Source organism: Massilimicrobiota sp. An105 (assembly GCF_002161155.1).
GTDB lineage: Bacteria > Bacillota_I > Bacilli_A > Erysipelotrichales > Coprobacillaceae > Allocoprobacillus > Allocoprobacillus merdigallinarum.
Genome location: NZ_NFLY01000026.1, coordinates 26,086 through 37,319 on the forward strand (window position 1 = coordinate 26,086; position 11,234 = coordinate 37,319).

General features: G+C 30.1%; 9 protein-coding genes and 2 tRNA genes. 3 read left to right on the forward strand and 8 right to left on the reverse strand.

Annotated features, from left to right (window positions below):
- Positions 1-24 precede the first annotated feature (24 nt).
- The 3 genes from B5E48_RS08380 to pepV form a co-directional block, all read right to left on the reverse strand.
- Positions 25-110 (reverse strand) — tRNA-Leu (locus tag B5E48_RS08380).
- Positions 111-122: 12 nt separating this feature from the next.
- A tRNA-Leu gene (locus tag B5E48_RS08385) sits at positions 123-208 on the reverse strand.
- 62 nt (positions 209-270) lie between these two features.
- Positions 271-1,641 (reverse strand): dipeptidase PepV, encoded by a 1,371-nt coding sequence (pepV, locus tag B5E48_RS08390; RefSeq protein WP_087304741.1) that lies wholly within the window; start codon positions 1,639-1,641, stop codon positions 271-273.
- 99 nt (positions 1,642-1,740) lie between these two features.
- Here pepV and B5E48_RS08395 point away from each other — a divergent pair, with 99 nt between their 5' ends.
- Positions 1,741-2,163, forward strand: coding sequence for an NUDIX hydrolase (locus B5E48_RS08395; RefSeq protein WP_087304742.1), 423 nt, complete (start codon positions 1,741-1,743; stop codon positions 2,161-2,163).
- 15 nt (positions 2,164-2,178) lie between these two features.
- Here the strand turns inward: B5E48_RS08395 and B5E48_RS08400 are convergent, their stop codons facing one another.
- The 4 genes from B5E48_RS08400 to B5E48_RS08415 all read right to left on the reverse strand — a co-directional run bounded on the left by B5E48_RS08400 (position 2,179) and on the right by B5E48_RS08415 (position 7,870).
- Positions 2,179-3,591: a cadherin-like beta sandwich domain-containing protein gene (locus B5E48_RS08400; RefSeq protein ID WP_087304743.1), complete on the reverse strand. Its 1,413-nt coding sequence runs from the start codon at positions 3,589-3,591 to the stop codon at positions 2,179-2,181.
- 13 nt (positions 3,592-3,604) lie between these two features.
- Positions 3,605-5,515, reverse strand: a complete 1,911-nt coding sequence (locus tag B5E48_RS08405) for a glucosaminidase domain-containing protein (protein ID WP_087304744.1) — start codon at positions 5,513-5,515, stop codon at positions 3,605-3,607.
- A gap of 134 nt (positions 5,516-5,649) precedes the next feature.
- Positions 5,650-6,582, reverse strand: a complete 933-nt coding sequence (metA, locus tag B5E48_RS08410; RefSeq protein ID WP_087304745.1) for a homoserine O-acetyltransferase MetA — start codon at positions 6,580-6,582, stop codon at positions 5,650-5,652.
- Between the two features lie 61 nt (positions 6,583-6,643).
- Positions 6,644-7,870 (reverse strand): deoxyguanosinetriphosphate triphosphohydrolase family protein, encoded by a 1,227-nt coding sequence (locus B5E48_RS08415; protein ID WP_087304746.1) that lies wholly within the window; start codon positions 7,868-7,870, stop codon positions 6,644-6,646.
- Between the two features lie 59 nt (positions 7,871-7,929).
- On the opposite strand from B5E48_RS08415, the gene B5E48_RS08420 reads away from it, so the two are divergent.
- The gene (locus B5E48_RS08420; protein WP_087245123.1) at positions 7,930-8,397 is read left to right on the forward strand and encodes a GAF domain-containing protein; all 468 of its coding nucleotides are present in this window, start codon (positions 7,930-7,932) and stop codon (positions 8,395-8,397) included.
- A gap of 38 nt (positions 8,398-8,435) precedes the next feature.
- Here the strand turns inward: B5E48_RS08420 and ptsP are convergent, their stop codons facing one another.
- Positions 8,436-10,145 (reverse strand): phosphoenolpyruvate--protein phosphotransferase, encoded by a 1,710-nt coding sequence (gene ptsP / locus B5E48_RS08425; RefSeq protein WP_224759450.1) that lies wholly within the window; start codon positions 10,143-10,145, stop codon positions 8,436-8,438.
- A 169-nt stretch (positions 10,146-10,314) separates the two neighbouring features.
- On the opposite strand from ptsP, the gene nagB reads away from it, so the two are divergent.
- Positions 10,315-11,049, forward strand: coding sequence for a glucosamine-6-phosphate deaminase (gene nagB / locus B5E48_RS08430; RefSeq protein WP_087304747.1), 735 nt, complete (start codon positions 10,315-10,317; stop codon positions 11,047-11,049).
- Positions 11,050-11,234: the final 185 nt, after the last annotated feature.

Genomic DNA, 11,234 nt, shown 5'->3' on the forward strand with positions numbered 1-11,234 from the left:
ATTGATAAACAATGCTCAATCAATTGGTGCATCTGATGAGACTCGAACTCACACGGATTAAATCCACTACCGCCTGAAGATAGCGTGTCTACCAATTCCACCACAGATGCGTAAAACAAAAATGGTGCAGGCGATGAGATTTGAACTCACACGGAAATACTTCCACTACCCCCTCAAGATAGCGTGTCTACCATTCCACCACGCCTGCAATTAGCGTTTATATTATAACAAAAATCATATTTCTATGCAATAAGGAATAGAGAATTCACTCTATTCCTTAATCAAATCATAAATAGCTTTTGCATAGATAGCTGTTGCCTTCATTAAATCATCAATAGAAATTTCTTCATTATTTTGATGAATCTTATTATCACTATCTGGGAATTCAATACCAAAAGCAACACAATTAGGCATTGTTTTTGCATATGTGCCACCACCTATAGCCTGTGGTTGATGATTATGATCACCTGTAAATTCAACATAAGCATTATGCAACTTTTGAATCAATTCACTTTGAGGATCTATATATAAAGCTTTTCCTAAATGATGTGTTTCTTTTAATCCATAAACGTTAAGACATTTTTGCATTTTTGCTGTCAACTGTTCATCTGTCACTTCATGAGGAACACGCATGTCTATAATCATATTAACATGTCCATTCTTGTAATTGATAACCCCTAAATTCACTGTTAATGGACCCATTAATCCCGTATAAGCTATACCTAATTTTTCCCCATAACAATCATTATAAAAATATTGATCAATAAATTGAACTAATTGATTTTGTGATATAGTTGATAAATAATGACACATATATACAGCCCCATTAATTCCTAATTCTGGTGTAGAGGCATGAGCAGATTTTCCAATCAAAACAAGTTTTGTATGATTTCCTTCTTCTTCAACATATCCATCTAATTGGTGAGCAGATAAATATTCAGCAAATGATTCTCTATATTGTTTATATGAACCTGTTAAATAAGCTTCACAAACTTCTGGAACAATATTTGCTCTATTTCCAGAATAAAGTCCTATTAAATTATCATTTTCAATTTCACCAATTATTTTAAAATTAACACCTGCTTTTTCTCCATAGACAACAGGAAATTCTGCATCTGGTGTAAACCCCATTGAAGGATAAGGTTTCTTTGTAAAATAATATTGCATACATTTTGAACCATTTTCTTCATTACATCCAAAAATCACTCTTGTTTTCATTTTTACAGGTAAATTTAATTCATGAATAATTTTAGCAGCATAGTATGCGGCAATGAGTGGTCCTTTATCATCAGCTACTCCTCGCCCATATAACTTTCCATTTTTTAAAGTTGCTGCATATGGTTCACTGTTCCATCCACTCTCATTGCAAGGCACAACATCCAAATGTCCTAAAATACCAAAAGTTTCTTCTCCCTCTCCTATATCAATATGTCCTGCATAACCATCAACATTTTCACAAACAAATCCATCTCTCTCACCTATTTCTAACATAGCATCTAACGCATCACGACATGCTTTTCCAAATGGTTGTCCTTCGTTAGCTGTTGTTTCATCTAAAATAGATGGTATTTTACATAATGTCTGTATATCTTCTATCATTTTATCTTTTCTTTTATAGACTTCTTCTAAAAAATCAATCATTTTAAAATCACCTCTCAATTATTATAGCAAACATTTTTAATAAAACGATACTTTTTGTAAAAAAAATGATATGATATATAAAATGGAGGGAATAAACATATGGAAAATATCAGATTTCATATTACCGTCAAAGCTATTGTCATTTATCATCAAAAAATCCTGATTCTCAAAAGAGTACGTCCTTCTAGTGATGGACTTGGTTTTTGGGAACTTCCTGGAGGTGGATTAGAATATGGTGAAACACCACACCAGGCTCTTATTAGAGAATTAAAAGAGGAAACAAATTTAGATGTGAGAATCATCAAACCAGTGTATACTTTTACAGCCGTTCGACCTGACTATCAAACCGTTGGTATTGGCTTTTTAGCTATTCCAACCAATGATCATGTTCAAATCTCTCATGAACACACTGAATATCGTTTTGTTTCTAGTGATGAATTACTTAATTATGTTGATCAGAAAATCTATGATGACATTATTACAACACTTAAAGAATATGAATCAATGAATATCGACGACTAAAAAATCAAGGATTCATTATCCTTGATTTTTCTTGTCATAATAATCTTTAATTGCTGAAATAGATTTTTTCTTAAAATTAAAATACATATAACCAACAACGGCAGTTGATAATGCAAATACAACTGTAGAGCCGATAAAAATATTTCTCATTAATTCAGTTGAAGAATTCTTTTCCTTTAAATTTTCAATTTCTTCAAATTGTTGTAAAAATCCATCAGAATATAACATTAAAGTATTTTCTGTTTTTTCATGAAGATAATATGCCATATTACCATTTTCTAACATGATATAAATTAATTCATAATTCTCAAATTTTTTATCTTCAAAAATCCAACCTGGTATATCTAATTTTTCTATTTTTAAAGTAGTAAATTTTAAACCATCAATGTTTTGATTTTTTTCAGGAATATCAACAATGAACATATTAATACCATTTAAAGATATAGGTTCAAATTTAGAAGTTACTTTTCCATCTTCAAATAAATAAAAACTTTTTTCATTATTTCCATCTACTAAATAAACAATTGTTTTATTCATCTGTTCACTAGTCCATGCAGGAATTTCTTTTCCATCTAAAGAAACTTGAGTTTCTTTAAAAGACTTATTTGGTCCTTCAATTCCATCTAAATTTCTAACTACCCCTAATTTATTTCCGTTATACTCGGTATATACAAGTGGAGTTTCATCAACATTAACAACGATTTTATATGATTTTACACTTCCATTTTCAGCTGTACATTTTACTGTAAAAGTATTTTTACCAACATCTAATTTTTTTTCACCAGTTCCACTAACCGAAGCTTTACTATCCTTAGCTTTTGCAGAAATTGTAATTTTTGTTTTATCTGCAGGTAAATTTACAGTATAACTTGTTGTAGAAGCCTTAAAAGAAGGGGAAAGAGTTCCTTCACTAACAGATAAACTAGCTAAAGAATTTTCTTTTGAACGTGTATCTTCTTGTTTTACTTCTTCAGCTGTATTTGTTGTAGACTGTGTACTATTTGTGCTTGAACTAGAGTTTGAATTTTGATTTCCACCTGAAGAACTTTTATCTTTTACATTAAAACTAATGCTTTTACTAAAAGATTGATCTTCAGAAGACCCTGTATAAGCTGAATATACTCCACTAACTGTAAAAGAACCACTTCCTACTGAAGTAGGAGTAACTGTATAAGTAACATATTTAGTTTCTCCTAACGCATCAATATCTCCACTTCCTCCAGAAACACTTCCATTATTTGAACTTGCACTATTAATAAGTGCATAGCAGTCAGTAACACTCAATGTAAAAGTGATTGTTTGTCCGATAGTTATAGATGTGCTAGATGCCGATAAACTAACACCAGCTGCAAATGTTTTTGATGTATTAATTACCAAAGTTCCAAATAATATAAATAAACATAATAATAATTTATAAACTCTCTTCATTCTAAAATTCCTTTCAATTTAAATTCAACAAAATCTTTCGAATACCAACATAATCGGTTGGCGATATTTTCCCATCACTATTCATATCAGCAACTTCTATTTGAGTAGATGATAAAGTTACAGTTTTTAATAGATATCTTCTTACCAAAACATAATCTGTTGGACTTATTTTCCCATCCAAACTAACATCTCCCTTAGAATAAGTAGATTCTACTTGTCCTAATAGCGTTACTTCATTTGCTTTCACATATCCATAATGATTAGAAAAATCATATAATGCATTAACATCTCTTTTTGTTCTACTTTCATTTAAAGGAACATCAGTCTGTACTTTATACCATGTTTGTCCATCGCTACCAGTTACTTTTCCTAAAACAAGTAATGGATAATCATATACAACAGCAGATTGTCCACTTGAAACTACAGCTTCAGAATTATATAAAATCGTAGATTTAGGATTTGCTTGATTATAGACATTTATAACATCAGCAGTGCCAATTCCTATTGAATAATGATTATAATCTACTTTTGATGTATCGATTGAATACCCTTGTGAAGCAGCTTTTTCTCCCCAAAAAGGATCAGATGCATATTTGACATTCAAACCACTATGCTTATCACCTAAATGAGGACCTCTATAACGACTATCATATGAATCTAAATATCCTTTAGACATCCATTCATACGCGAATTCATTGATACATTGCTCGACACTTGCAAAATAATTTGCACTTTGCCCAGGGCTTGAATCAACCGCATTCAATCCAAATAAGTTATTTTTTGTTTTTGCTATATTACTTGTACCATATGCCGTTTCATTGCAAGCTATCCCAAACATAACCAAAGCATTTACACCGTATTTGTTTTGTGCATCGATAAAAGCCTGTGCTTTATTATACATCTTAGACGATGTTGGTGTATTAACTACATTATTAATTCTGTTATTTAACTGCTCAGCAGATAAATTTGTTTTAGAACGTAGTGATACATACTGATAATAATTATAGTATGGATTACTATAATTCACAGAATTTTTATATGTATTATTTCTATAATCATTAATCATTTTTTCAAAGGTAGTATAAAAATAATGCCCATCATAGCTATAATATTTCTTTCCAGAATCTAAATAAGATGGTTTATATCCTACCGTTGTTGAATAGCGAGATATATTAGATGCAGATAAATAATAAGAATAGTAATGATATAATTTACCACCACTTACTGTATAATAACTTAAATTCTTATTATTGTCGGCTTCTTGATAAGTAGGTGTACCTGCAACATCACTGGCTTTAACCTTTATAACTACTCCTCCAACTTTACATATATAGCTACTACCGTCCATCTTAATATAAGCAGCATCTGCCACTGATGTTGGATTTAAGTACCCACTACGATTAGTATCAACTTCTGTGTAATTAATATTTGCTACATATTCGTCTCCACTGCTATTATACTTAATAGTTCTTTTGAACTTAACAATATTATATGTATTTGATCTTGCTAAAGGCTCATCATTTAATAATATTTGAACATCATCAGTATTAATATCATTAGTTGATGACTCAACACTAAAACGAGCTGCTTTATTTAAAACTTCTTGATTAGTAATTTGATCAAATGTATCTTCAGCATCAGCATAATTGTCATACTCAGCAATGACTTCTTCATTTTCACCATCATTGACTACAACTTTATATTCTTGGTTTTCGTTTTCCTCTTTAATTTGTTTCATGTCTTCTTCAGTAGGATCAATAAATTCAATTTCACCATCCTCATTAATTACAAAAAAACTATCATCAGTAGGAATAGATTCATCGTCAGCTTCTACTTTATTTTGATTTGAAACATTTATAACTAACCCTATAACTAATGTTAATGAGATAACTAACATACACAATTGACAGATTTTTTTTCTCATTAAAACACCCTTTCTTTCATTACATTCCAAATAAAATTATATATGAAGGTCACATAAAATTCAATTGATTTTAGGCTTTTTCAACAAAAAAAGACGATTTTATTAGCAGATTTCCCATAATCTGCTAATAAATATCATCTTTCTTTTAAATCATCTAAATTATATGGCGTTTGTTGATAAACATAATAATTTAACCAATTTGCAAAAATCAAGTAAGCATGAGAACGCCATTTGACTTGTATTTCATTATTGACATCATCATTCAAATAATAATTTTTTGGCATTTCACTGATAATATCTGGATTAGACAAATCTCTTTTATATTCCTTATCTAAAGTATCAGGATCATATTCAGGATGTCCAGTCACAAAAAAGCGTGATCCATCTTTTGAAGCAACTATATAAACCCCTGCATCCTTTGATTCAGCTAAAATATCTAAGTCATCTATCTTTTCAATATCTTCTTTAGATACACTGGTATAACGTGAATGGGGTGCATAAAATTGATAATCAAAACCTCGCAAAATTTTTCTTTGCATTTTTTCAACATTCGTATGATGTAGATATACACCAGTTAATTTATGTGGTAATAGATACTTAGAAACGCCATAAAAATAATGTAAGGCTGCCTGTGCTGCCCAACAAATAAAGAAACTGCTAAAAACATGCGTTTTAGACCATTCTAATAATGTTGTCAATTCATCCCAATAATCCACATCTTGAAATTCAAGTTTTTCAACTGGTGCTCCTGTAATAATTAAACCATCATATTTATTGTCTTTAATATCATCAAAAGTTTTATAAAAAGCCAATAAATGTTCTTTTGAAACATTTTTAGATTCATGACTTGCCATGTGAATCCAATCTACTTCAATTTGTAAAGGTGTATTAGATAATAATCTTAATAATTGTGTTTCCGTTACAATTTTGGTAGGCATAATATTTAAAATTAATAACTTTAACGGTCTAATGCGTTGTGTTGTTGCACGTGTTTCACTCATAATAAATATATTTTCTTCTTTTAATATTTTAGCAGCAGGTAAATTATCTGGTATTTTGATTGGCATAATTATTTCCCCTCATTTCTCGCTTCATTTTATCATATTTCATAAAAGACTTGAATATCTTTTAAAAAGAAATCAACTCATTAAAAAGCTGAATAATAAATGCATCACTCATTCCTGCTAGATAATCTATAATACTTTTTTCAAAAGCTTGAGAATCATGGATAAAATCATAAACAACATGATTATGATATTCTTTTTTTCTCGAATAATTTTCTATAACAGCGTATTTTTCTAGCCACGCTAAATAATGACCTATTAACTTTGGATATTGTTTTAAATCCTGCTTTAAATCTTTAATAAAATCATCATGGTTTTTATAATCATATAAAAAAACAAAAATAGAATGCAAAATTAAAGACACATATTTTTCATGAACTTGAACCCTTTTAATTAAATAAATATTTTGATAATTGAATTTCATAATAAATTTCATTTTATCAAAAGCTTCCTGAGATAAGCCTATTCCTTTTTCTACACAAGAATTTTCCACCACATCATGTATAAAATAATTAACAACAGAACCATTATTAATCGCATGAAATTGATAATTCCCCATTTGATTTAATTGTGTTCTTAATTCATCAATTTGAGATTGTGTTAAAACATTTAAACGTAAAGCATCTTCAATATCTCTAGCCAAATAAGCAATTTTATCAGCCATCTTTACAACACATCCTTCATATGTCCATGGATTGTATTGTCCTGCATATTGATAATCATTAAGATTGATATATTCTTTTCTTCTTTGAATATATTTTTGATTCATTTCTCCACAATGAGATATAATTCCATCACGTACAGCATATGTAAGATTTAAATTATGCTGATAATGGTTATTATCTTCTAATAATTCAATATGATCTACAAAATGTAAACTATTTTTTTCATGCCAGAACTTATCTAAATCATGAGATTTAGCAATATCAGTCAAAATAGTTTCACCACCATGCCCAAAAGGAGCATGACCTAAATCATGTCCTACTGCAATGGCTTTTGTAAGTTCTGTATTTAGACCTAGTTGATGTGCAATTGTATATGAGATAGACTCAACCAGATTGACATGTTCACTGCGTGTACAAACATGATCATCTTCGACAGCAAAAAAAACTTGTGTTTTATGTTTTAAACGACGATACGCTTGTGAAAAGATAATTCTGGTATAATCTCTTGCAAAATCACTTCTTAAGTCATATCTTCTTTGATATATATCTTCACACCTTTGTGCAGCCAGTTCATATTCAGGATGTCCTTCAAACATACCATAGTCACTGAATTTTTGTTTTTCCATTTCTACTACCTCTCATTTATGATATATTTATGTTATACTAAAAAAGAGAGGTGAAAGCAATGAATACACAATTATTTTTACAGCAAGCCTATGAATTAGTGAAAGATGAGGAAAATATCACTGCTAACCTGGCAAATATGTCTGCTTTCTTAAATGAAATCATTCCAGATATTAATTGGGTAGGATTTTATCTCGTTGATAATCATGAACTCATTTTAGGTCCTTTCCAAGGTAAAGTAGCTTGTTTAAGGATTCCTATTGGTCAAGGTGTTTGTGGTAAAGCAGCTTTATTACATCAAACAATATGTGTCGCAGATGTACATCAATTTAGTGGTCACATTGCTTGTGATAGTCGTAGTAAAAGTGAGATTGTTATTCCTATAATCGTACAAAATGAATTAATGGGTGTCTTAGATATTGATTCCCCCTATTTTAATAGATTTACTTTAAATGATCAGGATTTTTTAGAAAAAATAGTAGAAATTATTGCTGAATATATTTTTAAAAAAGGACAACGTTCACAATGAACACTGTCCTTTTTACATTTTAAATTCTATTGTATGTTCTATTTTTTAATAACTTTTTCAACTAATTCAACAACTTCTTCCATTGTTGTACAATTAATTGCCTGATTAGCTAAATCAGCCATTTCTTTTTGAGATAATTCTCTAATTAATTTTCTTTGTGCCAAAATTGAAGTTGCAGACATTGAGAATTCATCTAATCCTAAACCAAGTAATAATGGAGCTGCCATTGGTTCTCCTGCCATTTCTCCACACATACCTGCCCATTTTCCTTCTTTATGTGCTGATTCAATAACATGTTTAACCAATCGTAAGATTGAAGGGTTAAATGGTTGATATAAATAAGATACACCTGAAGACATTCTATCAGCAGCGAATGTATATTGAATTAAATCATTAGTACCAATTGAGAAGAAATCAACTTCTTTAGCAAATTGATCAGCTAAAACTGCAGCAGCAGGAATTTCAATCATGATACCAACTTGTAAAGTATCAGATACTTTAACACCTTCTGCAACCAATTTTTCTTTTTCTTCCATTAAGATACCTTTAGCTTTTCTAAATTCTCCTAATGTCGCAATCATTGGGAACATGATTCTTAAATCACCGTAAACAGAAGCTCTTAATAATGCTCTTAATTGAGTTCTAAAAATATCTTCTCTTTGGAAGCATAAACGAATTGCACGTACACCTAAGAATGGATTCATTTCTTTAGGTAAATCAATAGCTTCGATTTCCTTATCTCCACCAATATCAAGTGTTCTTACAACAACAGGTTTACCAGCCATACCTTCTAAAATTTCTTTATATACTTCAAATTGTTTATCTTCACTTGGTAATTCAGCAGATTCCATATATAAGAATTCAGTTCTAAATAAACCTACACCTTCACCACCATTTTCTTTAACACCAGCTAAATCTTTTGGTGAACCGATGTTGGCAACTAATTCAACATGATGACCATCAGTTGAAACTGTTTTTTCATTAACTAATTTCTTTAGTTCTTCTCTATATGCAATATATTCATCACGTTTTTGAGTATATTCTTTAATAGTATCTTCATCAGGATTGATCATAACAACTCCTTCAATACCATCAAGAGCAATCATATCTCCATCTTTAACTTCATCAGTCACTGTTTTACAAGCAACAACAGCAGGAATTTCCAAACTTCTTGCCATGATAGCAGAGTGTGAAGTTCTTCCACCAATATTTGTAGCAAATCCTCTAACTAAATTTTTATTTAATTGTGCTGTATCAGAAGGTGTTAAATCATCAGCAATAATCACAACTTCTTCATCAATTAAAGCAGGGTTAGGTAATGATTTTCCTAAAAGATTAGCTAATAAACGACGAGAAACGTCTTTAATATCAGCAGCTCTTTCTCTAAAGTATTCATCACCCATAGATTCAAACATTGCTACAAATGTATTAGCTACTTCTTCTAAAGCAGCAGCTGCATTACATTTTTCATTTTTAATTTTATCTTCAACTTGTGTTTTTAATTCAGGGTCAGATAAAACCAAAGCATGTGCATCAAAAACTGCAGCTTCTTCAGCAGATAAATTTTTTGAAGCAGCTTCCTTAATAGCTTCAAGTTGCTTACTTGTGCAATCCATTGCATCTTCATAAGCTTTAATTTCTTTTTCTACATCTTCAACAGTTTCTTTAGTTACTGTTAAATCAGGCATAACTAATTTGTATGCTTTAGCAATTGCAATACCATTAGATGCCGCAATACCTTTAATCATTGTCATTTTGACCTACCTCCATATAAATTTATTTTACCTTATTTTCAATATAAAATAAAGATTAAACTTTCTATATTTATTAAATTTATAATTTTCAAAATATGAAAATATAGCTTTTCATTTCACTATGCTTGTTATATAATAAAAGTATATTATAGGAGGGACAAAGATGGAAGTCATTATTGTAAAAGATTATGAAGAAGCAAGTCAAAAAGCTTGTGAAATTATGTTGAATGTTGTTAAAAACAATCCAACTGCTAATTTAGGTTTAGCTACGGGATCTACACCTATTAGACTTTATGAATTGATGAGAGAAGATCACAAGAAAAATGGAACTTCATACAAAGATATTAAATCATTTAATCTTGATGAATATTTTGGTTTAGATCAATCTCATCCTCAAAGTTATCATTATTTTATGTGTCATAACTTATTCAATGAATTAGATATTGATATGAATAATGTTCATGTTCCAAAAGGAAATGGCAATATTGATGAAGAATGTAAAGCATATAACCAATTATTAGAAGACAATCCTATTGATATTCAATTATTAGGAATTGGTTCTAATGGACATATTGGTTTCAATGAACCAGGAACACCTTTTGATTCAGTTACTCACAAGGTTGATTTAAAACAATCTACAATTGAAGACAATGCACGTTTATTCTTTAATGGTAAAATTGAAGATGTACCTACTCAAGCAGTAAGTATGGGGATTGCAAATATTATGAAAGCTAAAAAAGTGCTTCTTATTGCTTCTGGTGAAGGAAAAGCAAAAGCTATTCAAGCTACAGTTGAAGGACCAAAAACAACAGATGTACCTGCAAGTGCTTTACAAGATCATCCTGATTGTATTTTAGTTGTTGATGAAGCTGCTGCAAGTTTATTAAAAAATAAATAAAAGATAAATACTCCAATCTTGGAGTTTTTTTTTGCACTTGTTATGATGAATTATCTGTCAAAAAAGGAATGAGAATAAAAAAAAGAAAGGGAATAGAATGACTATTCCCTCACATGGACTGGCAGCGTGCTATTTTCGCAGTTGCCTACTATCTTCGCCGCTGTGATGCTTAACTTCTGTGTTCG

Bases quoted from the DNA above. Each gene is read 5' to 3' on its own strand.
- pepV (WP_087304741.1), bottom strand. From the start codon at position 1,641: ATGATTGATTTTTTAGAAGAAGTCTATAAAAGAAAAGATAAAATGATA.
- B5E48_RS08395 (WP_087304742.1), top strand. From the start codon at position 1,741: ATGGAAAATATCAGATTTCATATTACCGTCAAAGCTATTGTCATTTAT.
- B5E48_RS08400 (WP_087304743.1), bottom strand. From the start codon at position 3,591: ATGAAGAGAGTTTATAAATTATTATTATGTTTATTTATATTATTTGGA.
- B5E48_RS08405 (WP_087304744.1), bottom strand. From the start codon at position 5,515: ATGAGAAAAAAAATCTGTCAATTGTGTATGTTAGTTATCTCATTAACA.
- metA (WP_087304745.1), bottom strand. From the start codon at position 6,582: ATGCCAATCAAAATACCAGATAATTTACCTGCTGCTAAAATATTAAAA.
- B5E48_RS08415 (WP_087304746.1), bottom strand. From the start codon at position 7,870: ATGGAAAAACAAAAATTCAGTGACTATGGTATGTTTGAAGGACATCCT.
- B5E48_RS08420 (WP_087245123.1), top strand. From the start codon at position 7,930: ATGAATACACAATTATTTTTACAGCAAGCCTATGAATTAGTGAAAGAT.
- ptsP (WP_224759450.1), bottom strand. From the start codon at position 10,145: ATGATTAAAGGTATTGCGGCATCTAATGGTATTGCAATTGCTAAAGCA.
- nagB (WP_087304747.1), top strand. From the start codon at position 10,315: ATGGAAGTCATTATTGTAAAAGATTATGAAGAAGCAAGTCAAAAAGCT.